The 24,392-nt window shown below is 62.2% G+C and carries 20 protein-coding genes; 6 read left to right on the forward strand and 14 right to left on the reverse strand.

From position 1 onward, the window contains the following. Positions 1–21 precede the first annotated feature (21 nt). The gene (locus BM116_RS03680) at positions 22–1,011 is read right to left on the reverse strand and encodes an ABC transporter substrate-binding protein (RefSeq protein ID WP_083728025.1); all 990 of its coding nucleotides are present in this window, start codon (positions 1,009–1,011) and stop codon (positions 22–24) included. A gap of 24 nt (positions 1,012–1,035) precedes the next feature. After that, the gene (locus tag BM116_RS03685; protein ID WP_083728024.1) at positions 1,036–1,965 is read right to left on the reverse strand and encodes an isopenicillin N synthase family dioxygenase; all 930 of its coding nucleotides are present in this window, start codon (positions 1,963–1,965) and stop codon (positions 1,036–1,038) included. Positions 1,966–2,284: 319 nt separating this feature from the next. On the opposite strand from BM116_RS03685, the gene BM116_RS03690 reads away from it, so the two are divergent. Then, positions 2,285–3,652, forward strand: a complete 1,368-nt coding sequence (locus BM116_RS03690) for an 8-oxoguanine deaminase (RefSeq protein ID WP_083728023.1) — start codon at positions 2,285–2,287, stop codon at positions 3,650–3,652. 120 nt (positions 3,653–3,772) lie between these two features. On the opposite strand, the gene BM116_RS03695 is transcribed toward BM116_RS03690, so the two are convergent. Next, on the reverse strand, positions 3,773–4,096 hold the full coding sequence (locus BM116_RS03695) for a hypothetical protein (RefSeq protein WP_083728022.1): 324 nt from the start codon (positions 4,094–4,096) through the stop codon (positions 3,773–3,775). 199 nt (positions 4,097–4,295) lie between these two features. Then, positions 4,296–5,648, reverse strand: coding sequence for an amidohydrolase family protein (locus BM116_RS03700; protein ID WP_083728021.1), 1,353 nt, complete (start codon positions 5,646–5,648; stop codon positions 4,296–4,298). Positions 5,649–6,477: 829 nt separating this feature from the next. On the opposite strand from BM116_RS03700, the gene BM116_RS03710 reads away from it, so the two are divergent. Beyond that, positions 6,478–7,491 (forward strand): isopenicillin N synthase family dioxygenase, encoded by a 1,014-nt coding sequence (locus BM116_RS03710; RefSeq protein WP_083728019.1) that lies wholly within the window; start codon positions 6,478–6,480, stop codon positions 7,489–7,491. Between the two features lie 269 nt (positions 7,492–7,760). Here the strand turns inward: BM116_RS03710 and BM116_RS03715 are convergent, their stop codons facing one another. Together BM116_RS03715 and BM116_RS03720 are read right to left on the reverse strand one after the other, a co-directional pair. Next, complete coding sequence (locus BM116_RS03715; protein WP_083728018.1) at positions 7,761–8,831, reverse strand: BMP family ABC transporter substrate-binding protein; 1,071 nt, start codon at positions 8,829–8,831, stop codon at positions 7,761–7,763. A 227-nt stretch (positions 8,832–9,058) separates the two neighbouring features. Next, entirely contained in the window at positions 9,059–10,108 is a 1,050-nt protein-coding gene (locus BM116_RS03720) for an MBL fold metallo-hydrolase (RefSeq protein ID WP_083728017.1), read from the reverse strand. A gap of 223 nt (positions 10,109–10,331) precedes the next feature. On the opposite strand from BM116_RS03720, the gene BM116_RS03725 reads away from it, so the two are divergent. From BM116_RS03725 to BM116_RS03735, 3 genes are all read left to right on the forward strand, one after another. Next, on the forward strand, positions 10,332–11,438 hold the full coding sequence (locus BM116_RS03725) for an efflux RND transporter periplasmic adaptor subunit (RefSeq protein ID WP_083728016.1): 1,107 nt from the start codon (positions 10,332–10,334) through the stop codon (positions 11,436–11,438). Beyond that, complete coding sequence (locus BM116_RS03730; protein WP_083728015.1) at positions 11,438–14,506, forward strand: efflux RND transporter permease subunit; 3,069 nt, start codon at positions 11,438–11,440, stop codon at positions 14,504–14,506. The genes BM116_RS03725 and BM116_RS03730 overlap by 1 nt, the downstream gene beginning before the upstream one ends. Before the next feature lie 159 nt (positions 14,507–14,665). Next, positions 14,666–15,556 (forward strand): pirin family protein, encoded by an 891-nt coding sequence (locus BM116_RS03735; protein ID WP_083728014.1) that lies wholly within the window; start codon positions 14,666–14,668, stop codon positions 15,554–15,556. Between the two features lie 454 nt (positions 15,557–16,010). Here the strand turns inward: BM116_RS03735 and BM116_RS03740 are convergent, their stop codons facing one another. The 5 genes from BM116_RS03740 to BM116_RS03760 form a co-directional block, all read right to left on the reverse strand. Next, positions 16,011–16,721 carry a HEPN domain-containing protein gene (locus tag BM116_RS03740; protein ID WP_175494026.1) on the reverse strand — a complete coding sequence of 237 codons (711 nt, stop codon included), beginning with the start codon at positions 16,719–16,721 and terminating at the stop codon, positions 16,011–16,013. A gap of 120 nt (positions 16,722–16,841) precedes the next feature. Continuing rightward, the gene (locus BM116_RS03745; RefSeq protein WP_083728012.1) at positions 16,842–17,465 is read right to left on the reverse strand and encodes a hypothetical protein; all 624 of its coding nucleotides are present in this window, start codon (positions 17,463–17,465) and stop codon (positions 16,842–16,844) included. A gap of 767 nt (positions 17,466–18,232) precedes the next feature. Next, the gene (locus BM116_RS03750; protein WP_090474993.1) at positions 18,233–19,183 is read right to left on the reverse strand and encodes a 5-oxoprolinase subunit C family protein; all 951 of its coding nucleotides are present in this window, start codon (positions 19,181–19,183) and stop codon (positions 18,233–18,235) included. Further along, the gene (pxpB, locus tag BM116_RS03755; protein ID WP_083729488.1) at positions 19,180–19,878 is read right to left on the reverse strand and encodes a 5-oxoprolinase subunit PxpB; all 699 of its coding nucleotides are present in this window, start codon (positions 19,876–19,878) and stop codon (positions 19,180–19,182) included. Before pxpB ends, BM116_RS03750 begins: the two co-directional genes overlap by 4 nt. Continuing rightward, entirely contained in the window at positions 19,875–20,618 is a 744-nt protein-coding gene (locus BM116_RS03760) for a 5-oxoprolinase subunit PxpA (protein WP_083729490.1), read from the reverse strand. Before BM116_RS03760 ends, pxpB begins: the two co-directional genes overlap by 4 nt. Before the next feature lie 150 nt (positions 20,619–20,768). Between BM116_RS03760 and BM116_RS03765 the strand changes: the two genes are divergently transcribed. Next, complete coding sequence (locus BM116_RS03765; RefSeq protein WP_083729486.1) at positions 20,769–21,461, forward strand: type 1 glutamine amidotransferase domain-containing protein; 693 nt, start codon at positions 20,769–20,771, stop codon at positions 21,459–21,461. 705 nt (positions 21,462–22,166) lie between these two features. On the opposite strand, the gene BM116_RS03770 is transcribed toward BM116_RS03765, so the two are convergent. The 3 genes from BM116_RS03770 to BM116_RS03780 are packed head-to-tail and all read right to left on the reverse strand — an operon-like array spanning position 22,167 to position 24,080. Next, positions 22,167–22,598, reverse strand: a complete 432-nt coding sequence (locus BM116_RS03770; RefSeq protein ID WP_083729475.1) for a PaaI family thioesterase — start codon at positions 22,596–22,598, stop codon at positions 22,167–22,169. Further along, positions 22,595–23,497 (reverse strand): alpha/beta hydrolase family protein, encoded by a 903-nt coding sequence (locus BM116_RS03775; RefSeq protein ID WP_083729477.1) that lies wholly within the window; start codon positions 23,495–23,497, stop codon positions 22,595–22,597. The genes BM116_RS03770 and BM116_RS03775 overlap by 4 nt, the downstream gene beginning before the upstream one ends. After that, positions 23,487–24,080, reverse strand: a complete 594-nt coding sequence (locus BM116_RS03780; RefSeq protein ID WP_083729479.1) for a TetR/AcrR family transcriptional regulator — start codon at positions 24,078–24,080, stop codon at positions 23,487–23,489. Before BM116_RS03780 ends, BM116_RS03775 begins: the two co-directional genes overlap by 11 nt. Positions 24,081–24,392 lie beyond the last annotated feature (312 nt).

Below are 24,392 nucleotides of genomic sequence, written 5' to 3' on the forward strand. Positions count from 1 at the left end.
GCAAGCGGCTCCCCGGTTGGTTTACTCCGCGCCGTACATGGCGTTGACAAAGGTCAGGTCAAACGCCTTCTGCCAGTCCAGGTCGGCTGGCAGGGTGCCGGCTGCGACCATGTCGTCGAAGAAGCCTTTCCAGTGTGCGGTGGTCATGATGCCGTACTGGCCGTCAGCGGCATCCCCCGACAGCAGAATGCCTTCTTCCTGCATCTTGGCGGTGCTGTAGGCCAGCAGTTCATCGGCCATCTCAGGGTTGGCCTCTTTGATCAGCGCGTTGGCCGGGGCCGGGTCGGCAAAGTAGGCGGCCCAACCTTCGGCGGTGGCCTCAACCATGGCCTTGACCACATCCGGGTTGTTTTCCAGCATCTCGGCGGTGGTATCCAGCGTGCAGGCGTAGGCGTTCCAGCCGTAATCGGCCAGCAGCAGACTCTTGGCCGCTACGTTCTCCTTGGCCAGAAAATATCCGTCGTTGGTCACGTAGCCCTGCTGAATGGCCTGCGGATCGGCGATGAACGGGCCAAAGCTGTAGTCGTAGGGGCGCAGTTGTTCGTCGGAGAAGCCGTATTGCGCCTTCATCCACGGCCAGTAGGCAACGCGGCCGGCAGTGGGAATGCGGATGCCCTTGCCCTTCAGGTCTTCGAGGCTGTCGTTACCGGCACCTTCATGCACTACCAGCGATTGCGGGTCTTTCTGGAACCAGGCCGCTACGGTCACCAGCGGGATGTCTTCCTTCACCGCATTCAGCGATTGCAGCGCGTAGCCCATGCTGAAATCGGTTTTGCCGCCCATCAGCAGTTGCACGTTGTTGACCTGCGGGCCGCCCATGTCGATGGTCACGTCCAGGCCGTACTTTTCATAGATACCTGCTGCCTTGGCGGCGTACAGCCCGCCGTGCTCGGCCTGCGCGTACCAGGTGGTTGTCACAGTGACCGGTGTCAGGTCCGCAGCCTGTGCGGTGGCGGCGCTGAAGCCCAGCGCCAGGGCCAGGCCGGTCAGTTTCAGAGAGGTAAATTGCATGGGTAAAACTCCTTGATGGTGAACTCAGTAAGTGGCGTTAAGGCGTTGCAGCAGATGGTCGCCGGCAGAAATCGGGGCGTAGCGCGCGGGGTTGTCGGCGCTGGCGCAGGTGTCGATGCAGGCGATCTCGGCATCCTTGTTCGGGTGGCAGAAAAAGGCGATGGAGAAGCGATCACGGTGTTGCGCCTGGGGCGGCACGTTGACCCGATGGGGCGTTGAGCAGAACACGTGGTTGGTCCAGCGGTGCATCAGGTCACCGGTGTTCACCACCACAGTGCCGGGGATTGGCGTGGCTGCCAGCCACTCACCGGCGCGGGTACGCACCTCCAGCCCGCCAGCGTCGTCCTGAAACAGCAGGGTGATGCTGCCGTAGTCGGTGTGGGCACCCGCGCGGTTCTCGCCATCCTGCGGGGTATAGCCCTCCGGCAGTGGCGGATAATGCAGCAGGCGCAGCGTGTGGTGATGGCGGTTGTGGGCGGTGACGAAAAAGTCGTCCGGCTGCTCAAGCGCCAAGGCAAAGGCTTCCAGCACGCGGTCGGCGGTGGCGATACAGGCCGCCATGAAGTGCTCCATTTCAGGCTGGAAGGTCGGCAGCGCGGCTGGCCACAGGTTGCGTGGGCCGCCCGGTTGCTCCGGTGCCAGGTTGAAGGCTTCTTTCAGGTCGCCGGGCTTGCTGTCATCCAGCCGCTCACGGCGCACGCCAACGTAGCCACGGTTGCTCTCGGCGTTCTGCCAGGCAATGGCCTGTTTGTCGTCGTCGGGCAGGGCAAAAAAGGCCTTGGAGGCAGCAAAAGCCTCTGCCAGCTGGTCGGCGGGCATGCCGCAGCCAGACAGATAGAAAAAGCCCCAGGCGCTGCTAGCCTGGCGCATCTGCTGCGCGACTGCGGCGCGGGCGGCGGTGTCGCCATTGATGAAAGGTGAAAAGTCGATTACCGGTATTGAGTCCGTTGTCATCCGTGTCTCCTGTTGCGAGTGAAGCTCCAGCGCGCGCCGGAGCGCCTGTGGTTTAGTCCTCGCACCTGCAACAGGACGACACGACTCATAACCTGACCAAGTAAGCAGGAATTGGAAAGCAAGGGCTGTGCCAAGCGCTCTGGCATGGGGGTGGGTGCGCGATTACGCGCCAGTTTGGCCGGCGAATGCACTGATGCTGTGCTGCAATGAGTGCCAAGGCACCCAATCTGCGCGGTTTTGCGGCGGCCCCACAATTGCATGCCGCGCGGCAGGAGAAAGTTTGTCCTTCTGGTCAACATAACGAATACCGAGGAACCTTATGTCACCCACCCTGCTGCTCAAAAACGCCCTGGTCATCGCCACCCTGGATGACGAACAACGCGAAATTGCCAACGGCTCCGTGTTCATCCGCGGCAACCGCGTCGAAGCGGTCGGCCCCGCCAGCGAGCTGCCGGACACCGCCGACAAGGTCATCGACATGACCGGCCACGTGCTGATTCCCGGCCTGATCAACACCCACCATCACATGTTCCAGTCTCTCACCCGTGCCCTGCCCGCCGCGCAGGACGCCGAGCTGTTCGACTGGCTGACGGCGCTGTTCCCGGTCTGGCAGAACATCACCCCGGCCATGCAGCGCGCCGCCACCCGCACCGCGATGGCCGAGCTGATGCTGTCGGGCTGCACCACCGCTGCCGACCACGCCTACCTCTACGTCAACGGCACCCGGTTGGACGACAGCGTGCAGGCCGCGCAGGAAATGGGCATGCGCTTTCACGCCGTGCGCGGCGCCATGAGTCTGGGCCAAAGCAAGGGCGGGCTGCCGCCGGATGCACTGGTCGAACAGGATGAAGAGGCGATCCTCAAGGAGATGCAGCGCTTGGTCGAAGAGCTGCACGACGCCACGCCCGACGCCATGATCAAGGTCGCCCTCGGCCCCTGCTCACCCTTTACCGTCACCACCGATCTGATGCGCGAAGGCGCGGCTTTGGCTCGCTCTTACGGCGTTGGCCTGCACACCCACACCGCCGAAAACGCCAAGGACCTCGCCTTCAGCAAGGAGCGCTACGGCATGACCCCGACCGAGTACACCGAATCGGTTGGTTGGGTCGGCCACGACGTCTGGCACGCCCACTGCGTGCATCTGGACGACCCGGGCGTCGCCCTGTTCGCCCGCACCGGCACCGGCGTCGCCCACTGCCCCTGCTCCAACATGCGCCTGGCCTCCGGCATCGCGCCCATCCGCAAGATGCGCGACGCTGGCGTGAAGGTTGGCCTGGGCGTGGACGGCAGCGCCTCCAACGACACCAACAATCTGCTCGACGAAGCTCGTCAGGCCATGCTTTCGGCCCGCGTACGCGATGAAAACCCGACCGCCATGAGCGCCCGCGAAGCCCTCTACATCGCCACCCGCGGCGGCGCCGACGTGCTCGGCCGCAGTGATGTGCTGGGCCGCATCCAGCCCGGCTACTGCGCCGACATCATCGCCTTCCGCACCGACGACATCGCCATGGCTGGCGCCCTCATCGACCCCATCGCCGCCCTCGTCTTCTGCACCCCGCAACGCGTCGGCCACAGCATCATCAATGGCCGACAGGTGATTGAAGATGGCGTGCTGCTGACGCGGGAACTGCCGCTGATTATTGAAGAGCACAATGCTCTGGCGAGGGAGTTGGTGTTAGGGAAATAGGGGCGGTGCGGCTGTTGCCGGGCGCATAACGATACCCACCCACACTCGTCATCCTCGCGCAGGCGAGGATCCATGCGGGCTGGACGTTTCACTGGATTCCCGCCTGCGCGGGAAAGACGTTTATCGTGATCGTGCCTGGCTACTGGCCGCGCTCCGCCGCTCTTTGTGTTCGCTCATCAGCACCTCGACAATCCAGCGGAGATAGCGCAGGAACATGCCCAGCGCGAGTGCAACCGTGGGCACCAACAAAAAGGCCAGCCCAAGCGCAGCATCGGGCGACCCTGTGTTCTCCGGCCTGGATACTGCGCAGAAATTCTGCGCCCACGCCAGGGCCATTGGTATGCCAAGCGCACAGCAGAATATCCAGAACCAGCGCCAGCGTGTGAATAGGACTGGCGTTATCAGAAGCGCAAAACTGATGAGCAAAAACAGCGGTTGTTCCATGTGATCGGATGGCCTGGTGTTGGTTTGGGCGCTTTGGGTCTTGCGTGCATGGCAAGCAACGGGGCCGTGTGTAGCGGGTGGGGAACGCTTGGCCACGATGCCGTAACCCTACGAAAGCCTAGACGCCGAAGGGCATGAACACTGACCTTGGTGAAGCACGGCAACGCCCTGGCCGAGTTGAAACCCGGCCCTTCCAGAATCAGCTGCGAATCAACTGCGCCACCGACTCCTGCACCCGCGCTGTCAGCTCGGTCTCATCCAGCCCGCAGATATCACCGTTGTCCACTGCCGGGCGGCCCTGGATAAAGCTGTATTTAACGCTAGCCGGTTCGCCACACATCAGCGGCGCGGTGAGCGGGCTGTGCACGCCGGCAAAGCGCGGCTGGTTGATGTCGAACAGCACCAGGTCGGCGGCCATGCCCACTTTGATTTCGCCCACGTCGTGCAGGCCAAGCAGCTCGGCGCCGTTGCGGCTGCCCCAGCCGAGTACCTTCTCCAGCGTGGTGGCATCCGGGCCGTGTACGGCGCGGTGGATCAGCCACGCGAGGTTCAGCTCCTGCAGCATGGAGCCGGATTCGGCAGAGGCGGAGCCGTCCACACCCAGGGTGATCGACATGCCCGCCTGCTCCATTTTGATGGCCGGGGCGATGCCGCTGCCCAGACGGCAGTTGGAGGTGGGGCAGTGGGCGATGCCGGTGCCGGTGCTGGCGAGGCGGTCGATGATGTAGTCGTCGCAGTGCACAAGATGGGCAAACCAGACGTCGTCACCCAGCCAGCCGCAATCACCGGCGTAGTCCACGGCGCGTTTGCCGTACTTTTTCAGGGAGGCGACTTCATCAAAGTCCACTTCCAGCAGGTGCGAGTGCATGCCCAGCTTGAACTCACGGGCGTAGGCGGCCTGTTCGCGCAGGCCGTCCGGGTCGCTGGAGTGAATCAGGCTGGTGGGCGCTACCACCAGCTTGCGCATGGCGTCGCCGCCATCCTGGTGATAACGCACGCGGCTGGCGTCCAGCCGCTCGATGATTTGGCCGATGGTTTCCGGGGAGATGCCGTGCTCGATCATGCCGTGGTGGCTGCCGACCGAGGTGGCGCTGCCGCGACACAGTACCAGGCGCATGCCCAGTTCTTCGGCGGCGCGCCAGACGGCATCCTCCAGCTCGGGGCTGGTGCTGGCGTGATACAGGTAGTGGTGATCGGCGCAGGTGGTGCCGCCCGAGCGCAGCAGCTCATACAAGCCCAACCGCGCGGCGTGGTACATCAACTCCGGGGTGACCTTGGGCCAATAACGGTAGGGGACGGAGCCCAACCAGTCGTTGAGGTTCTGGTTCAGGCCGCCCGGCACGCCCTTCATGATCGACTGGGCCAGATGGTGGTGAGTGTTGACCAGGCCAGGCCATGCAACACAGCCACGGGCGTCGATCAGGGTTTCATCGGCGGCCAGCGCCAGGTCACGCCCGAGTTCGGTGATCTTGCCGTCGCTGATGCGGATGTCGGTCGCGTCTGCGGCGGTGGGGGAAAAGACGGCTTGTGCGTTCTTGATCAGGTACGCCATGCAGGTACTGCTCCTCTGTTGCTGCCAAAGAGCAATGTCCCGGAGCCGGGGAAGCACGAATCAATGCCTCACGCCCCTGACCGCTTCTACTCTGTTGCGTTGTGTTGATATGACCGCAGCATGCGGTGCTGTGGTGATGAGTGCAATTTTTTGACCAACCTGCTAGCGGCCCTGCAGCCACCATTTCACCGGGCCTGCAGCGCCTACAGCCTGCTCCAGGCGATCAAAACCAGTGCAGCTGGTCAGCTTTTTGCGCAATGACGGTGCAGCCGCGCAGGTCAGCGGCAGATCTGCGATTGGCGCCACGCCGCACCAGCCGGCGCGTTCGTCGGATTTATCCAAGTTGGCGCAATAACTGCTTGAGTATTCGTGCCTGAGGATTATCCTCGGCAACGTGAGTAGAAGCTGTCAGGGGGCAACACCCCAGGTCATTGCTCAGTAGAAGGAAGCGATGGTTAATTCCACACGCCCTCTGCGAGCGCCCAAGCGGGTAGATGCAAGGCGCGATGTGCAGTCAATAATGGTTCTATTGGCAAGCAGCGCAACGCGGCAGATGCATGCTTGAGCACTCGCCCTGCGGGGCGCTCAGGCGGAACCGCACTCGGTGTTGCGGTCTCTCGACAGGTCCAGACATGCCTTCGAGACCTCGCCTTGATTGCGGCTCCGCCTGAACGCCAGAGGGCATGCGGAATTAGCCATCGATTCCTCCGTCGGACAATGCGCATTGCGCGGTGGACGCCGGACTGACAGGCCACAGCCTCTTTCCGCCTCCCGCCCTGCGTCATTCTCCGCCCCATTTGCCCCCAACGGGACTACTCGGAGATTCAACATGACTACTGCAACAACCCCTGAATACGGCCTGAAAGAACTGCAGCTGGAAACCACCTTCGGCGGCATGGGCAAGGAAACCGTCCGCGACATTCCGCTGATCGACCTGACTGATTTTGAGAACCGCCGCGGCGAGATCACCGATCAGCTGTGGAGCGCCGCGACTGAAGTCGGCTTCTTCCAGCTGGTCAACCATGGTCTGGACGTGAAGCTGGTACAGAGCGCGTTTGAGCTGTCTGAAGCCTTCTTTGCCCTGCCGAACGAAGAGAAAGCGCGCTTTCCGCTGAAGAAGGGCCTCAACGCTGGTTGGGAGTTCATGTCGCAGGTGCGCCCCTCAACCCGCACGGCTGACCAGAAAGAGTCTTACCAGATCACCCTGCCGCATATGGATGACCTATGGCCCAACCAGACCGTGGTGCCGGAGTTCCAGCGCATCATGCTGGATTTTGAATACCGCGCCTGGCGTCTGGGCATGGACGTGCTGTCCTGCTTTGCCGAGCGCCTGGGCTTTGCCCGTGACTTTTTCACCAAAGCTCACGACCGCAGCCTGCCCGACTACCAGAGCACCCTGCGCCTGCTGCACTATCTGCCGATGCCGGAAGACGACCTGGACGCCAGCCTGTGGCGCGCCGGTGCGCACACCGACTTTGACTGCCTGACCATGGTGTTCCAGAAGGAAGGCCAGGGCGGTCTGCAGGTCAGCCCGGGCAAGGACGCCGAAGGCGCCGGCGACAACCGCGAGTGGAGCAGCGTGATCCCGCGTGACGACATCATCACCTGCAACATCGGTGACATGCTCATGCGCTGGAGCGACGACCAGCTCAAGTCCACCCTGCACCGCGTGCGCATGCCCAAGCCGGGCGAGTACCGTGGCCCGCGTTACAGCATGGCGTTCTTCTGCCAGGCCAACAAGGAAGTGATGATCGAAAGCCCCGCCGGCAAATACCCGCCGATCTCGGCGGCCGATTACCTGCTGCAGCGCATTCAGGCAAACTTTGCTGAAGCCAAGAAGTAACCCGCAGCGGTGCTAGACGAGCCCGGCCACTGTGCCGGGTTTGTTGGTTTTGGGCTGTTGATAGGGCCGCGTTCTGGCTCGGCCACGGGGTTGCGCGGCGGTGTGTTGGTCGAGCGGGTGCTTGGCCTTGCCGGGTGGAGCGCGCGGCCACGCCTTTGGCTTAGGCCGCCCTACAGAGTCCGTGCACAAAAAAGCCCGCGCCGTGTGCTGGTGCGGGCTTTTGCGCTGTCTTGCAGCACCCGCCATTGGCGGGCGGTGCGGGGGCAGGCTTACTTCGGAATGGTCGCGGTCATGCCTTCGACGTACCAGTCCATGGTGGCCAGCTCTTCGCGGGTCATGGTGGCGCCTTCGGCTACGCGTTCGGTGCCGCCCTGATCATTGATCGGGCCGGTGAAGGGGTGGAACTCGCCGCTCTTGATGGCGGTGATGACGCCTTCAACTTTGGCGCGTTGCTCGTCGGTCAGCTTAGCGTTGATTTCCTTGATCTGGATAACGTCATCGCTGATGCCGCCCCAGTAGTCAGCCGGCTCCCAGTTGCCATCCATTACGGCCTGTACGGTGTCGATGTAGTACGGACCCCAGTGGTTCACCACTGACAGCAGGTGGGCTTCAGGTGCAAAGTGGCTCATGTCAGACGCCTGACCCACGCCCCAGACGCCGCGCTTTTGCGCAGCCAGCAGCGGAGCCGGGCTGTCGGTGTGCTGGATGATGACGTCAGCGCCTTGGTCCATCAGGGTGTTGGCGGCGTCAGCTTCCTTGGCCGGATCAAACCAGGTGTTGACCCACACGACTTTCAGTTCGATATCCGGGTTAACGGCCTTGGCGCCCAGGTAGGTGGCGTTGATGTCGCGGATCACTTCCGGAATCGGGAAGGAGGCGATGTAGCCCAGTACGTTGCTTTCGGTAACCAGACCGGCTGCGGTACCGGTGACGTAGCGGCCTTCATAGGTCACCGACAGGTAGGTGCCCAGGTTCTCGGCCTGCTTGTAGCCGGTGGCGTGCAGGAAGGTCTTGTCCGGGTAGTCGGCGGCAACGCGCTCGGTGGCGTTCATGAAGCCGAAGGAGGTAGTGAAGATAACGTCGTTACCGGCCTGGGCCAGACGACGGATGGTGCGCTCGGCGTCGGCGCCTTCGTTGACGTTTTCAACGTAGGTGGTTTGCACCTTGTCACCAAAGTGGGCTTCAAGCTCCTTGCGGCCCTGGTCGTGCTGGTAGCTCCAGCCGTGGTCACCGATGGGACCAACGTAAACAAAACCGACCTTCAGTGGGTCGTCGGCAGCAACGGCCTGCAGGGGCAGGGTTAGCGCTGCAGCAAGGGCAAGCGTGCGTTCCAAACTCATGGTACTTCTCCTGGATGTGATCTTGTTGGCGACCGTGCCGCGTCCTTGGACGGCGGCCGATGGTTCCTGATACAGCAAAAAGCTGGCCATCTGTTCAAGAAATCGACGAAATTCTAGCGTTCCTGCTGTCATGCGGCCAGCGGCAGCGCATCGATAGCCGCAAAATTCACGGCAAATGCACAGGGCTGGTGCAACGCCCAGGTGCGTGCACCAGCAAAGCAGCAGGTTTAGTGCTGCGCCAGTGGCAGCACCCCACCGTGCAGGCTGGCCACCTGCTCAAAGCCCGCGCCGCGCAGGATGCCGGTTGCCAGGGACGAGCGCTTGCCCGAGCGACAGAGCGCGACAACGGGCTTGCCCTGCGGCACCTCGGCAACGCGGTCGGCTAGGCTGCCGATCGGGATCTGCACCACGCTATCGAGCTGCGCGGGCAGCGGCTCGTTTTGCCACTCGCCGGGCTCGCGTACATCCAGCAGGGTGACCGCATCGCGGTGCTCCATCAGCCATTGCGGGCCAACCTCGGGGATGCCGGCGTAGGTCATGCGCAGGTCGCTTGACCAGTCCGGCTCGGGCGGCAGCTGGCCGTCTTGCGGGCAGCCGCTGCGCAGGTTGGCCGGCACCGCCTCGGCGATGCGTTTGGGGTGCGGCAGCTTGAGCGCCTGCATGTAACCGACAAAGTCGGCCTCGTTGGCGTTGCCACCCAGGCGCGCGTTGCAGCGGCGCTCTTCATCGATACTGCTGGCGGTGCGGCCGTTGTAGTCGTGGGCCGGATACACCGCGCAGCTGTCGGGCAGGCTGAACAGCTGCTCGACCACCGAGTGGTACAGGGTATGCGGGTTGCCCTGCTGAAAATCGCTGCGCCCGCAACCGCGAATCAGCAGCGCATCGCCGGTGAACACCATGGACTCATCGCTCAGCACATAGCTCATGCAGCCGTCGGTATGGCCGGGGGTGGCCCGTGCTTCCAGCTCAACGCCTTTGACGCCAAAGCGCTGGCCGTGCTGCAGCGGCAGGTCTACATGCTCGGCATTGATGACCGCCGCCGAGGCAATCTGACAACCGGTTTTCTGCTTCAGCAGCCAGGCGGCGGTGACGTGGTCGGCGTGGGCGTGGGTGTCGACCACCAGCTTCAAAGTCAGCCCCAGCTCGTGCAGCAGCGACAGATCACGGGTGCTTTGCTCAAACACCGGATCAATCAGCAGGGCCTCACCGCTCGCCGGGTCGGCCAGCAGGTAGGTGTAGGTGGAGGAAGCAGCATCAAACAGTTGGCGAAAGAGCATGGTCACCTCGCAGCAGGACAGTTAACTTAAACACAATATATAAAAACATATATTGAAGAGGGGCGATCCGCAAGCGTCTGCTCTGCGGCGCGGGGTCGCAGGCCATAAAAGACGAGAAAATGGCGTAATCTGCAGGTTATTGTCCGCCGTGACCCGAGCTAGCGCCTTATAATGCGTGCACTCTTTTTGCCCCCGTTTTTGCCAACTACTTCGCAGGTTACCCATGGATCGCGCCGCACGCTGGATTGCCACAGGTCTTTCGGCCATTGCCCTTACCACTTTGCTGTCTGGCTGCTCCGAGCCGGCCGAGCCGGTGGCAGAAAAGCCCCGCCCGGTGAAACTCTTCACCGTGACCGACCCGGGTGCCGAGCGCATTCGCGAATTCCCGGCCCGCCTCAAGGCGCCGGAAGAAGCGCAGCTGTCGTTCCGCCTGGGTGGCGAGCTGCAGTCGCTCAAGGTGCACGAGGGGCAAGAGGTCAAGCAGGGTGATCTGATTGCCCAGCTGGACGACACCGACTATCGCCTCAAGCTGAGCGATCGCCAGGCCAGCTTTGAGCTGACCCGCAGCCAGCTGACCCGCATGGAGCAGCTGGTTGAGCGGCAGATGGTCTCGCAGGCCGAGTACGACCAGCGCAAGGCGCAGTTCAACTCCGCCGAAGCCGCGCTCAACCTGGCCCGCCAGGAGCTGGCCTACACCCGCATCAACGCGCCCTTTGATGGCGTCGTAGCGCGCACCCACGTTGAGCAGTTTCAGGTGGTGCAGCCCAATCAGCCGATTGTCACGCTGTACAGCAGCGACAGCATGGACGTGGTGTTTCAGGTACCGGAGAACCTGTTCAGCAACCTGCGCCGTGACCTGAAACCCGAAGACCTGCACTCCAAAGTGCGCCTGGAAAACCTGCCCGGCACCCCGATCGAGGCCGCCTACAAGGAGTACGCCAGCCAGCCGGACCCGTCCACGCTGGCCTATGACGTCACCCTGAGCATGCCGATCCCGGAGGGTGTGGTGCTGCTGCCGGGCATGAGCGCCACCGTGATCGTCGACTTTGCCGGCATCACCCGTCACACCCAGATACCCATGGTGGTGCCGGTTGAGGCGGTGTTCAGCCCCGACAGCCAGAGCAGCGAGGCGCGTCAGGTGTGGGTGATCAGCGAGCAGGATGGCGAGCTGCACGTCAGCGCCCGCAGCGTCACCGTGGGCGAGCTGACCCATGACGGCATCGAGGTGCTCAGCGGGCTTGAGGCCGGCGAGCAGATTGTCGCCGCCGGTGGCAACGAGCTGAGCGAAGGCCAGCAGGTGCGTCGCTGGGTTCGCGAGCGGGGGCTGTAATGAATATTGCCGCGTACTTTATCCAGCGTCGGGTGACCAGCTGGCTGGTCGCGCTGCTGCTCGGCATTGGCGGCGTGATCGCCTTTATCGATCTGGGGCGGCTGGAAGATCCGGCCTTTACCCTGAAAATGGCCATGGTCGTCACGCCCTACCCCGGCGCCTCGCCGCAGCAGGTGGAAGAGGAGCTGACCTACCCGCTGGAGAACGCCATCCAGCAGCTGCCCTACGTCGATACCATCACCTCGACCAGCAGCGCCGGCCTGTCGCAGATCATGGTCGAGGTGCAGGCGCAGTACCGCGCCGAGCAGCTGCCGCAGATCTGGGACGAGATGCGCCGCCGCATCAATGACCTGCGCCCCAACCTGCCGCCGGGCGTAAGCGAGCCGCAGATCATGGATGATTTTGGCGACGTGTTCGGCACCTTCTTCATGATCAGCGGTGACGGTTACGACTACCGCGAACTGCGCGATTACGCCGACTACCTGCGCCGCGAGCTGGTGCTGGTCGAGGGCGTTGGCAAGGTCAACCTGGCCGGCGTACCGCAGGAAGAAGTGCACCTGGAAATCTCCCGCGCGCGCATGACCGCGCTGGGCATTGCCCCGCAGGCCATCTATGACCTGCTGAGCAACCAGAACGTGGTGTCGGACGCCGGACGCATGCTGGTGGGCAGCGAGTCCATTCGCTTGCACCCCACCGGCGAGTTTCAGGATGTCAGCGAGCTGGAGCGGCTGATCATCAGCCCGCCGGGCAGCTCCAAACAGGTCTATCTGGGGGATGTGGCGCGGATTAGCCGCGGCTTTACCGAAACCCCCACCAGCCTCTACCGCGCGCAGGGTAATCCGGCGCTGGGGCTGGGCGTGTCCTATGCCGCGCACGTTAACGTGGTGGACGTAGGCAACGCGGTAGCCGCACGCCTGGCCGAGCTGGAGGAGGACCGCCCGGCCGGCATGCAGGTGACCATGTTCTATAACCAGTCCGCCGAGGTAGAAAACTCGGTGAGCGGTTTTGTCTGGAACTTCCTGGCTTCTGTCGCCATTGTCGTGATTGTGCTGCTGATCTTCATGGGGCTGCGCAGCGGCCTGTTGATCGGTCTGGTGCTGGCGCTGACGGTGCTGGGCACCTTTATCTTCATGCAGATGATCGGCATTGAGCTGCAGCGTATCTCCCTTGGCGCGCTGGTGATTGCGCTGGGGATGCTGGTGGACAACGCCATTGTCATTGTCGAAGGCATTCTGGTCGGCCGGCAGCGCGGCCAGACTACCCTGCAGTCAGCCGGCGATATCGTGCGCCAGACCAACCTGCCGCTGCTGGGCGCCACCGCCATCGCCATCATCGCCTTTGCGCCCATTGGCCTGTCGGATGACTCCACCGGCGAGTTCTGTCTGTCGCTATTCCAAGTGCTGCTAGTCTCCCTGACCCTCAGCTGGGTCACGGCGATCACCCTGACGCCGTTCTTTGCCAGCCTGTTCTTTCGCGATCAGCCCGCAACAGATGAGCAGAGCGAGCCGGAAGACCCCTACCGCGGCATCGTTTTTGTGGTGTACCGCAAGCTGCTGGCCACCGCCCTGCACCACCGGGTGCTGACGCTGGTGATGCTGAGCGTGCTGCTGGTGGCCTCCGTGGTCGGCTTCAGCCAGGTGCGCCAGGCGTTCTTCCCGCCGTCCAACACACCGATGTTCTTTGTCGACGTCTGGCTACCCAAGGGCAGCGACATCCGCTACACCCAGCAGGTGGTGGCCGAGATGGATCAGTACGTGCTGGCGCAGGAGGGCGTTACCGAGGTGACCTCTACCATCGGTCAGGGCGCGCTGCGATTTATCCTCACCTACTTCCCGGAGCGTATTCACGCAAACTACGCCCAGCTGCTGGTGCGTACCGAGCAGCGCGACCAAATTGTGCCGCTGATTGCCGAGCTGGATGAGTACTTTAAAACCCAGCACCCCACCGCCAAGGTCAAACTCAAGCAGCTGATGCTTGGGCCGGGCAGCGACAGCAAGATCGAGGCGCGCTTTACCGGCCCCGACCCCGAGGTGCTGCGCAGCCTGGGCGCGCAGGCCATTGCCATCCTCAAGGCCGATCCGGTGGCCGATGCCGTGCTGCACAACTGGCGTGAGCGCACCAAGCTGGTCCGCCCGCAGTTTGCCGAGGCGCAGGCCCGCGAGCTGGGCGTGGACAAGGGCGACCTGGATACCCTGCTGAAGATGAACTTCAGCGGCGTTAACGTTGGCCTGTACCGCGACGGCACGCGCATGCTGCCGATTGTGGCACGCACCCCGGAAGACGAGCGGCTGGACGCCAGCACCCTGAGCGACCTGCTGGTATGGAGCAGCGTGCGCAACGCTTACATCCCCATCACCCAGGTGGTCAGCGGCTTTGTCACCGACTGGGAGGACCCGCTGATTCTGCGTGAAGACCGCAAGCGTACGCTGACCGTACAGGCCGACCCGAGCATCATCAGCGGCCAGACCGCCGCCGAGCTGTTCGCCCGCATCCGTCCGCAAATCGAAGCCATCGACCTGCCGCGTGGTTACAAGCTGGAGTGGGGCGGCGAGTACGAAAGCTCGCGTGATGCTCAGGCCGCCGTATTCGGCAGCCTGCCGCTCGGTTATCTGGCGATGTTCCTGATTACCGTGCTGCTGTTCGACTCACTCAAACGCGCCACCATCATCTGGCTGACCGTACCGCTGGCGGTGATCGGCGTGACGCTGGGCTTTTTGCTCACGGGCATTCCGTTCGGCTTTATGGCGCTGCTGGGCTTTCTCAGTCTGAGCGGCATGCTGGTCAAAAACGGCATCGTACTGGTGGATGAGATTCGCCTGCAGATCGACTCCGGCAAAGAGGCGTATAGCGCCTTGGTGGACTCAGCCATCAGCCGGGTACGCCCGGTCTCCATGGCCGCGCTGACCACCATCCTCGGCATGGCGCCGCTGCTGACCGACGCCTTCTTCCAGAGCATGGCCGTGGTGATCATGTTTGGCCTGGGCTTTGCCACCGTGCTCACGCTGGTGGTGCTGCCGGTGATCTACAGCCTGTTCTTCAAGATTCCGGTCGAAGGGCGGCGGGTATAACCTGCCGCCGCACTGCCGTCGCCGGTAGGGTGGAGAACCGCAAAGCGTTCTCCACCATCGTGAAGCCCGGCCCAACGCTGCCGTTGCACATCGCCCACGGCTGACGCGACCGACGCACTGGAGTAGGCTGCAACAACCTACTCGCAGCCGGAGCGTCGCATGAGCAGCCACCCTGTCAGCGCCCAACGCATCACCGCCCGCAGCGCCGAAATTGGCGGCACCCTGCCGGTCAACCGCGTACTGCCCACCCGCCAGCGCCGCCAGATTGGCGCCTGGTGCTTCCTCGATCACGCCGGCCCTGCCCGCTTTGAGTCCGGCGACGGCATGCACGTAGGCGCGCACCCGCACACCTGCCTGCAGACCTTCACCTGGATGATCGAAGGCGAGGTGCTGCACCGCGACAGCCTCGGCAACCAGCAACTGATCCGCCCAGGCCAGGTCAACCTGATGACCGCCGGCCGCGGCATCAGCCACACCGAAGACTCCACCGACGCCACCACCCGCCTGCACGCCGCCCAACTGTGGATCGCCCTGCCACCGCACATGGCAAACGCCGACCCCGCCTTCACCGATTACCCCGAGCTGCCAGCGTGGCAGCAAAACTGCATCGACTTCACCCTGCTGGTCGGCGACTTTGCCGGCTACACGTCCCCGGTCGAGGTCTATAGCCCCCTGCTCGGGCTGGACATCCACAGCCCCAGCGGCGGCACCTGCGAGCTGACCCTCAACCCCGCCTTTGAACATGGCCTGCTGGTGATGGAAGGCGAACTGGAGCTGGACGGCGAACGCTTTGCCGAAAATGAACTAGCCGCCCTCGACCCCAGCCCCACCACCCTGCACCTGACCCTAACCCCCGGCAGCCGCCTGATCCTCATCGGCGGAGAACCGGCCGAGAAGGTGCTGATGTTCTGGAATTTTGTCGGCTACAGTCGCGAATACATCATCGAAGCAACGCGGGACTGGCAGGCCGAGTCTGCGCGCTTCGGCAAGGTGGCGGGGTTTGATGGGGAGCGGATTGCGGCACCGGCGTTGCCGTGGCGGAGTGCATAGTCGGGCGCTAGCCCGGCGGTAGGGCGGACACAAGTGAAGCGTTGTCCACCAGGCGGTGTATTGGTTCTGCTCCGAGCGGATTGCTCATCTACGCCTTTCGCCTTCACGGCGAGCAGGGGGAAATGCATGGCCATTTCCCCCTGCACCCCAACGGGTCTGCTCACGACCAATCGCGAGCAGACCCGATGCCACCCCGACTACGCGGCCCTTCGGGTTCGCTGCGTTGCTCGGCCTGACGGGGGTGGCCGGCGAGGTGCTGGCAGAACTAGGCTCTGCGAGTCTCAGACATGCTGCCGTCCTGCTTCCCGCCAGCCCTGCGCTACTCGCCGGCGTAAACGGGGACCCAGCGGGTCTGTGCATTGGTTAGAAGTCTTTCTGCAAAGCAGCGTATAGAGCTTTTTTTATCCAAGACTAGATGTTTGGGTAAAAGTAATGGCTGATACTGAGTGTGCTGTTATTTACTTTTGTAGGCATCAGCTACTTCTTTTGGAATAAAAGTGTACTTGGATACTTCGTCAATGATTTCAGGGTATAGGAAAAGTGGGGAATTCTCGGCCATGATTGAACTCTTCATATAAACTTTTTTACGTTTCGATGCTGAATAGTATAGGTTGCACCAGATTAAGTCTGGTCTACTCCTAGAGTCTCGTTTTCTCAATGTTTCCTCGAGAAGCCCACCAGGTACTAGTGTGTTAGTTTGGGTCGGCTTGTCAATGGGCTTTACCTGTTCGTATTTTTCTCGTGATATTGAAGTGAATTGATTTCCAGAGTATTCATATAGCTCGGCATTGCAGTAGCGGCGCAGTTCCCATACTGCTCTATCCAACATTGCAAGCTCACAGTCCCTTATGAACCAAGATACTTCTAGGTATCGAAATCTTGCCCCGAACTCTTCAAGCCTTTTTATGAAGTTTTTGGTTTGCTCTGACAGGGGAATATCTAGCTTCTCAGAGATAAGGTCTAAGCTTCTTTTTATCTCATGCGTTATAGCTAGCTTTGGCTTTGGAATACGGACAAGAATTGCAATGCATTTTGCATATTTTTCAAGGGCATGAAGCGCAGACCAGTGAAACTGCGGGAACAGGTCTGCCCTGTAAGCCATGCGAGCATGGATGTAGTCTCTGTCAGCGGTGTCTCGAAAAGCTCTGAGAGCGAAACTGTTCACCTTTTGCATCATGCTGTGAGGCATACTTACCCTCTAAATTGGCTGGCGTTTGGTTAAGCCGTCAGCTTTAGCCCGCCCCATAAAACGAAACGAACGGTTTGAACCATTTGTTATGTCTGTTTACACGCTTTCGATAGTGATAGTTCTTACTATTTGCCCTAAGAGCACAAGCGCAGCCAATCTATCATTTAACTGATTAATGATAATTGCTCGTGCGTTTTCGGTAGTTAAGTCAGCCTCTATTTCGCGCCATGCAGCGGCTTTTTCTTCTTCCGTATGGTACTGAGTGCCGTTCAGCCATGTTCTAAGTAAAGAACTGTCAAATAGTGGCTGTTCTCCGATGGATACCTGCATGTAAGCGGCAAGTTGTCCATGGTCGAATATATGCTGCAGCTCCTTCAGGCGAGCCGATAAACGCTTGTTCTTGAAGCATCTACCCAAGAGCGCACGAACTGCTCCGAAAGAAGCAGATTCTTTATGGAGGATCAATGGTCGAAGCACATGTAACAGCTCATGCAGTTCGGCGTTGGAATAGCTTGCGGCGTTGAACTTCATTTCACCCGCCTCCCATTTCATGCCGCTTATTCTAGGAACTCCGCGGCGAACAAGGCTGCACTCCATAGCACGGTCAAGGTGAGATACGAATTTGATAAGTATTTTCCAGTCAGACTCGGAAAAATCGCCGCTTAAAGTATCCAAAATCACGCCATCATTGCTTCGCTCTTCAAGACTGATAGTGCGCATGCCGATACCTTAAATTGAGCCAGACGTAACAGTGAGTAGATCCCGCTAGCTTTAATGCGCGGTGTGGCGTCGTATACAGTGGCCTCGTATTCTCTTGTGTTCCGATGGATTGGCCGTGTTCTCGCGCGAGTGCTGAACGTTAAACCGCGCGAGGCTTAATGCTCCACTGGTCGACCGCGAAGGCTTGTGCGCAGGTGAGGGTGCTGACGGGTATTCGAGATGAGAGGAGTCGAGTCTATGTAGCATCCATGCCTCCTGACGGGGCCGCGAGAAGTGCGGTGTTTTGATAGTGCTACTACGCGCCACGTTTGCCAACCCTGAATACGGCTAAAGGCTAGATCAAGTAACGCGGCTTTGCCCGCATCTGCGAACGTGGCGAATGCACGGACTCCAGTCCCGTTTACGCGGGCGAGTAGCGCAGGGCTGGCGGGAAAAAGAGTCATAGGATGTCTGAGGCTCGAAGAGCCGAGTTTTATGACTCCCCGCCAGCCCGAGCAACGCAGCGAACCCGAAGGGCCGCGTAGTCGGGTGCCCGGGGGTATCGCCAAGGGGGGGCCGGGCAAGCGGCCCCCTTTGGCTCGCCGGAGAAGGCGAAAGGCGAGCAGGACGACGCCGCAAATGTTGAGCAACATTGCGATGGTTGAAGCAGTACGGCCACGGCATGCCGTGGCCCTACGAACGAGGTGGCGTGGGAGCGATCAAAATGTGCCTAAACTCCGCGTTGCGTCAGATGCCGCTTGGTGGACAAGGCTGCGCTTTTCTCTACCCTACGGATGCGCTAGCCCGGGTAGTGCGCCCTGTGCTTGTAGGGTGCTGATAACGTTCAGCATCTCTCGCCGTGCACTTTCCTGACTCACCACCCGCAACCTCACTTTCTGCCCCGGCGCACATTGCGCCAACCGCGCCAGCGACAGCGGTGTGACTGCGCCGAGGCGTGGATAGCCGCCGATGGTCTGGCGGTCGTTCATCAGGATGATCGGTTGGCCGTCTGGCGGTACCTGGACGGCGCCGAGGGGGATGCCTTCGGAGATCAGGGCCTGGCCCTGGTAGCGCAGCGCGGGGCCGGTGAGGCGCATGCCCATGCGGTCGGCGCGTTGGTCAAGGGTCCAGCTTTGGTTGAAGGCGGCGAACAGGCTGGCTCCGGTGAAGGCGGCGATTTGCTCGCCGGGGATCAGGTCGAGCACGACTTCATTGCCCGGATACCAGAGCGCGTCTGCGGGCAGAGTGCGCGGTTCTGCATCGCCGGCCTTGCCCTGCAGACGGTCGCTGTTGTGCAGGCCGCGGCCATTGCCGTGCAGGCCACCGAGCTGTTCGCGCATGACGGTGGCGACGGCGTCCATCACCGGTTCTGCGGCAAAGCCGCCGGGGGTGGCGAGGTAGGCGCGTACGCCGCGTTTGGGGTTGTTGAACTGCAAGGTCTGGCCGTGGCGTAGCTGGAACGCCTGACCGGGTGCCAGTGGCCGATCGTCGAGTTTCGCATCCAGATCGGCACCGGTCAGTGCCAGCCAGCCGCTGGCGTGCGCGCGCAGTTGCAGTCCGCCAAGGGGGATTTCGATCACGGTGGCATCCGCGGTGTTGCCGAGCAGCCAGTTGGCCTGCTGCATGGCGACCCAGTCCAGCGCGCCGCCCTGGGTGATGCCCAGATGGCGCACGCCAAAGCGGCCGCCGTCTTGCAGTTGGGCAAAGCCGAGGCTGTGTTCGACCAGCAGCTCAATCATGTGCTGGCCTCCATGGCCGTGTCGTCGCCGCCCAGGCGGATAAATTCGGCGTGGTCGATGGACACAAAGCGCACCCGGTCGCCTGGCTGCAGCAGGCTGCCGTGCTCGGCGCTGAACAGGGTCACCGGGCAGCGGCCAATCAGGTTCCAGCCGCCGGGTGAGGTCAGCGGGTAGATGGCGGTTTGCCGTTCGGCGATGCCGACGCTGCCCTTGGGCACGCGCGGGCGCGGGGTGGCAAGGCGGGCCGAGGCGAGCGCTTGATCCACCAGCCCCATATACGCAAAGCCGGGCGCAAAGCCGAGGGTGAACACCGGGTAGTCGCGGCTGCAGTGCTGCTCGATCACCTGCTCCGGGCTGAGCCCGGCGCGCTGGGCGATGGTGGTCAGTTCGGGGCCGACGCTCTGGTGATACCAGACCGGGATGGCGTGCAGGGTGCCGGTGTCGGCGGTCAGCGGTTGCAGGTTGTGCAGGCTGCGTTGAATCAGAGCGATGGCGGCATCTTCGCTCAGGGCGTGCAGGTCGTAGTGCAGCAGCAAGGTGGTGTACGACGGCACCAGATCGATCAGCTGCGCGCCGAAGGCCTGGCGCAGCTTCTCTCCGGCGGCCATCAGCCAGGGCATGTTGGCTTCGTCGATCTCATCGAACAGGCGCACCATCAGACTGTCGATGGCTGCGCTTTCGATGCGCAGGTTCACAGCGCGTCCAGTGCGGCGCGGATGCGGGCGACTACGGCGACTGATTCCGCGTTGTCACCGTGTACGCAGAGGCTGTCGGCGCGCAGGTGCAGTTGGCTGCCGTCGCTGGCGGTGATCGGCTCGCCGCGGGCGAAGCTCAGCGCCTGGGCCAGGATGCGCTCCGGGTCGTGGTGCACGGCGCCCGTCTGGTTGCGTGGCAGCAGGTAGCCGTCTGGGTCGTAGCCACGGTCGGCGAAGGCTTCAAACAGCAGGCCGATGCCCTGCTCGGCGGCCAGTTGCTCGGCCTCGCTGTTGTCGCGGCGGGCCAGCAGCATCAGCGGCAGCTGCGGGTTGAAGCGGGCAACGGCGCGCATCACCGCTGCGAGCAGCGCGGGCTGCTTCATCATGTCGTTGTAGAGCGCGCCGTGGGGTTTGACGTAGCTGAGGCTGGCGCCTTCGGCGCGGCAGATGCCATCCAGTGCGCCGAGCTGATAGAGCAGCAGGTCTTCCACTTCTTGTGCGGAGCAGGCCATGGAGCGACGGCCAAAGCCGACCAGATCCGGGTAGGCTGGGTGCGCACCGATACGCACGCCGTGCTGCACCGCCAGCGCGACGGTGCGGCGCATGGTCGAGGGGTCGGAGGCGTGAAAGCCGCAGGCGATGTTGGCGCTGTGCACATGCGGCATCACGGCTTCGTCCATGCCCATGGTCCAGGCGCCGAAGCTTTCGCCCATGTCGCAGTTGAGTTGTAGCGGCTGCATGGTTGCTGGTTGTCCTGTGCTGTCACCGGCGCGGCGAAACTGAACCATTTGCGTCGATTGCTGCCGGATTTACTGTGTATTCATGCTGTCTGGCGCGCGTCCGCGTCACAGCCGTTGGTTCATCGATTGCAGATTGCAGAGAGGAGCGATATGAAGATTCTCATGGTTCTCACCTCGCACGACAAGCTTGGCAACACGGGCAACAAGACCGGCTTCTGGCTGGAGGAGTTTGCTGCGCCCTATTACGTGCTGCGTGATGCCGGTGCCGAAATCACCCTGGCCTCGCCCAAGGGCGGGCAGCCGCCGCTGGACCCCAAGAGCGCCGAGCCGGATGCGCAGACCGAGGCAACCAAACGCTTTGACGCCGACAGCGCCGCCCAGGCGCAGCTGGCGCAAACGGTGAAACTGAGTGAGGTATCGGCAGACGACTTTGATGCGGTGTTCTACCCCGGCGGCCACGGCCCCATGTGGGACCTGCATGACGACGCCGACTCGTTGGCGCTGCTCAATGCCTTTGCCAAGGCGGACAAACCCATCGGCGCGGTGTGTCACGCACCGGCGGCCTTGGTCAACGCCAAGGGTAAGGACGGCGAGGCGCTGGTTGGCGCCAAGCGGGTGACCGGGTTCTCCAACTCCGAGGAAGACGGCGTTGGTCTGAGCGACGTTGTGCCCTTCCTGCTGGAAGACGCGCTGAAGGAAAAGGGCGGCGTTTACAGCAAAGGCGAGGATTGGGGCGAGTACGTGCTGGTGGATGGCCTGCTGGTCACCGGACAGAACCCGGCGTCATCCGAGAAGACGGCGCGTGAGTTACTGACGCTGTTGAAGGTGTTGCCGGGGGTGTGATGGGTTGATTGGTGGTGGGCTCTTAGATGGAGCTGCTGTCGAGTCAGCCTTTCGCCTTTTACGGCGAGCCAAGGGGGGCCGCTTGCCCGGCCCCCCAAAGGGAAGCGCTAACCCAGTTCACATGCCCTCTGGCGCTCAGGCCGGTCCGCAATCAAGGCGTGGTTTCGACGGCATGTCGGGACCTGTCGAGAAATCACAACGCAGGGTGCGGACCGGCCTGAACGCCCCGTAGGGCGAGCGCTCAAGCATGCATCTGACTGCGTTGCGCTGCTTTGCCAATAGAACCACTATTGGCTGCACATCGCGCCTTCCATCTGCATGCTTGAGCACTCGCAGAGGGCGTGTGAAATGGGTTAGCGCTTCCCTGAATCCCCCGGGGCACCCGACTACGCGGCCCTTCGGGTTCGCTGCGTTGCTCGATTTATCGGGGTGGCCGGCGAGGTGAGTCATAAAACTCGTCGCTACGCTCCTCAGACATCCTATGACTCTTTTTCCCGATAAACCTGCGCTACTCGCCCGCGTAAACGGGACGAAAATTAGTGCACACTTCAACATCAGTTAGTGGCACGAAATGCCTTGAGCGTCCGGATGCCTGGTGCCTATTCGTGCGGCTTAGTTGAATCACAGGCTTTGCGACGACACCATCCTTGCAGCTTGCAGCTTGCAGCTTGCAGCTTGCAGCTTGCAGCTTGCAGCTTGAGGCTTCTAGCCGAGAATCATATTAGTCGCGGTGGCATAGGCATACAGCGAGCCGTTCTCGTCCCGCAGGTAGCCTTCGCTGATGATCAGGCGGCGGGTTTTATTGATCACCTTGCCTTCGGCGATCAGGGTTTTGTTGAAGGGCACCGGTTTGCACATCTTCACGTTCAGTTCGATGGTGCCGTAGCCTTCGCCCGCGCCCAGTGTGGTGTGTGCGGAGCAGCCGGTGACCGAGTCCATCACGGTGGCAGCAAAGCCACCGTGCACGCCGCCCAGCGGGTTGGTGTGGCTTTCGTCGGCGGTGGCTTCAAACACCACGCGGCCTTCTTCGGCCAGCTTCACCTGCATGGGAATAGTCTTGGCAATAGGGGCAATTGGCAGGTGGCCGGCTGCGGCGGCTTGCATGATTTGCAGGCCGGTCATGTCTTTCGGGTTCATGCTGTTTCCTTGTGTCGTGGCGCTGCCTGGGCAACGGCCGGATAGTGGGCGAACCAGTCCAGCGCATCGCGCCAGAGCGGTTCGGCGTAGGCGCGGAAGTAACCCATGTGGCCCAGCGGCTTGAGGCCGAGGGCTTTGGGGTCAATGTTCTGGGCCTGATAATCGGCGCCGGTAAAGGCGCTCATAAAGGCATCGCGTGAGGCCGGGCCTGCCCACAGGTCATCCAGCGACACGGCCGCCTTGATGGGGGTGCGCACGGCGGCAAAGTGGTCAGTCAGCCAGGCCATTTTTGGGTCTTCGAAGAAGTAGCGCGGGTAGCGGCACCAGTGCTTCCAGTCGCGGTAGACCCCTTTTGGCAGGTCTTCGCCCATGCCGAGCCAGTTCCAGGCCTGATAGCCCTTGATGGCGACGATCACCGGCAGCACCACATTCCACATGAACTGCACCTTGCGGCGCTCGCCTGCGGGCATCCAGCCGTGCCAGCCCGCGCCGGTGCCGAAGGTGTGCACGGCGGTAATGGCGTCGCGGTTGGGCAGCAGGCCAAAGGCGTGGCCACCGAAGGAATGGCCCACCAGATACAGCGGCAGATCTGACTGGCTGAGGTAGTCCACGCCCGCGGCCAGGTCTTTATCGGCCCAATCCAGATAATCCATCTCAAAGCCCTTGAGGCTGGCCGGGGCCGAGGCGCCGATACCGCGATAGTCCAGCGTCAGGGTGGTGTAGCCGTGGCTGGCCGCGTACTCGGCAAAGCGGCGGTAAAAGCCCTGCGGTACACCGGTGGCGCTGCCGACCAGAATCTGGCCGATGGGTTTGCTGGCCGGATACAGGGTGGCGGCCAGCGGATAGCCGTCGGCGGCGGCCAGCTTGAGGGGGCGCGGAGCGAGTGGGTCAGTGGCCATGGGCGAGTTCCTTCTGTTGCAGGCGAACGTGGCTGAGCAGGGCTCGGAAGGCGCGTTCGATAGGGTCGGTGCTGCCGGCAGCGCGGGCCATCATCAGGCCACCCTCGTAGCTGGTCAGTACCAGTACGGCGAGGTCGGTGGCTGCGTCAGACGGAAAGCCGGCACGGCTGATATGCGCGGCCAACTGATCACGCAGGTTGGTGAAGGCGCCGTGCAGCGCGAGCAGCAGATCGGTGTCGTCGGGTGAGCAGTCGAGCGCGGCAGCGGCCAGCGGGCAGCCAAGTTTGAAGCGGCTGGCGGCGATGCGTTGCAGGGCACTGTCGATCCAGGCGGCGAGGGCGTCCAGCGGGTCATCGAAGCGGGCAAACACCTGCTCCAGAAACCGCGCCATCTCCTGCTCTGCGTTGGCAATGGCGGCTAGCGCCAGTTCTTCCTTCCCGCCGGGAAAGTGGTAGTACAGGCTGCCCTTGGGCAACCCGGCGGTCTTCAGAATCTCGCTCAAACCGACGCCGTGGAGTCCCTTGCTTTGCAAGGCGCTCTGCATGGTTTTGACGAGAATTTTGCGGCTATCTTCTTTGCTCATGGCGCTAGTTATAGACCGATCGGTCTATGTAGTAAAGCGAGAATTAGGATGCTGAGGGAGGGGGCAGAGGTTTTAGCGCTTTTTGGCCACCGCCGAGGCGGACGCGGGGCGTCCGACAGGCATTCCCACGCGGAGCGTGGGAACGATCTTGGGGTGGCGAACAGATTGCCTGCAATCGTGATGAGTGCACGGACCCTCTCCCCGTTTACGCGGGCGAGTAGCGCAGATTTATCGGGAAAAAGAGCCACAGGATGTCTGAGGGGGCAGAGCCCCCGAGTTTTGTGGCTCCCCGATAAATCGAGCAACGCAGCG

This window comes from Halopseudomonas pachastrellae (genome assembly GCF_900114765.1).
Taxonomy (GTDB): domain Bacteria; phylum Pseudomonadota; class Gammaproteobacteria; order Pseudomonadales; family Pseudomonadaceae; genus Halopseudomonas; species Halopseudomonas pachastrellae.

What these genes read in the sequence shown, in the direction of transcription:
- BM116_RS03730 (WP_083728015.1), top strand. Translation starts at nt 11,438, where the DNA reads ATGAATATTGCCGCGTACTTTATCCAGCGTCGGGTGACCAGCTGGCTG.
- BM116_RS03680 (WP_083728025.1), bottom strand. Translation starts at nt 1,011, where the DNA reads ATGCAATTTACCTCTCTGAAACTGACCGGCCTGGCCCTGGCGCTGGGC.
- BM116_RS03720 (WP_083728017.1), bottom strand. Translation starts at nt 10,108, where the DNA reads ATGCTCTTTCGCCAACTGTTTGATGCTGCTTCCTCCACCTACACCTAC.
- BM116_RS03725 (WP_083728016.1), top strand. Translation starts at nt 10,332, where the DNA reads ATGGATCGCGCCGCACGCTGGATTGCCACAGGTCTTTCGGCCATTGCC.
- BM116_RS03780 (WP_083729479.1), bottom strand. Translation starts at nt 24,080, where the DNA reads ATGAGCAAAGAAGATAGCCGCAAAATTCTCGTCAAAACCATGCAGAGC.
- BM116_RS03695 (WP_083728022.1), bottom strand. Translation starts at nt 4,096, where the DNA reads ATGGAACAACCGCTGTTTTTGCTCATCAGTTTTGCGCTTCTGATAACG.
- BM116_RS03710 (WP_083728019.1), top strand. Translation starts at nt 6,478, where the DNA reads ATGACTACTGCAACAACCCCTGAATACGGCCTGAAAGAACTGCAGCTG.
- BM116_RS03775 (WP_083729477.1), bottom strand. Translation starts at nt 23,497, where the DNA reads ATGGCCACTGACCCACTCGCTCCGCGCCCCCTCAAGCTGGCCGCCGCC.
- BM116_RS03760 (WP_083729490.1), bottom strand. Translation starts at nt 20,618, where the DNA reads ATGCAGCCGCTACAACTCAACTGCGACATGGGCGAAAGCTTCGGCGCC.
- BM116_RS03745 (WP_083728012.1), bottom strand. Translation starts at nt 17,465, where the DNA reads ATGCGCACTATCAGTCTTGAAGAGCGAAGCAATGATGGCGTGATTTTG.
- BM116_RS03735 (WP_083728014.1), top strand. Translation starts at nt 14,666, where the DNA reads ATGAGCAGCCACCCTGTCAGCGCCCAACGCATCACCGCCCGCAGCGCC.
- BM116_RS03750 (WP_090474993.1), bottom strand. Translation starts at nt 19,183, where the DNA reads ATGATTGAGCTGCTGGTCGAACACAGCCTCGGCTTTGCCCAACTGCAA.
- BM116_RS03715 (WP_083728018.1), bottom strand. Translation starts at nt 8,831, where the DNA reads ATGAGTTTGGAACGCACGCTTGCCCTTGCTGCAGCGCTAACCCTGCCC.
- BM116_RS03765 (WP_083729486.1), top strand. Translation starts at nt 20,769, where the DNA reads ATGAAGATTCTCATGGTTCTCACCTCGCACGACAAGCTTGGCAACACG.
- BM116_RS03685 (WP_083728024.1), bottom strand. Translation starts at nt 1,965, where the DNA reads ATGACAACGGACTCAATACCGGTAATCGACTTTTCACCTTTCATCAAT.
- BM116_RS03770 (WP_083729475.1), bottom strand. Translation starts at nt 22,598, where the DNA reads ATGAACCCGAAAGACATGACCGGCCTGCAAATCATGCAAGCCGCCGCA.
- BM116_RS03700 (WP_083728021.1), bottom strand. Translation starts at nt 5,648, where the DNA reads ATGGCGTACCTGATCAAGAACGCACAAGCCGTCTTTTCCCCCACCGCC.
- BM116_RS03690 (WP_083728023.1), top strand. Translation starts at nt 2,285, where the DNA reads ATGTCACCCACCCTGCTGCTCAAAAACGCCCTGGTCATCGCCACCCTG.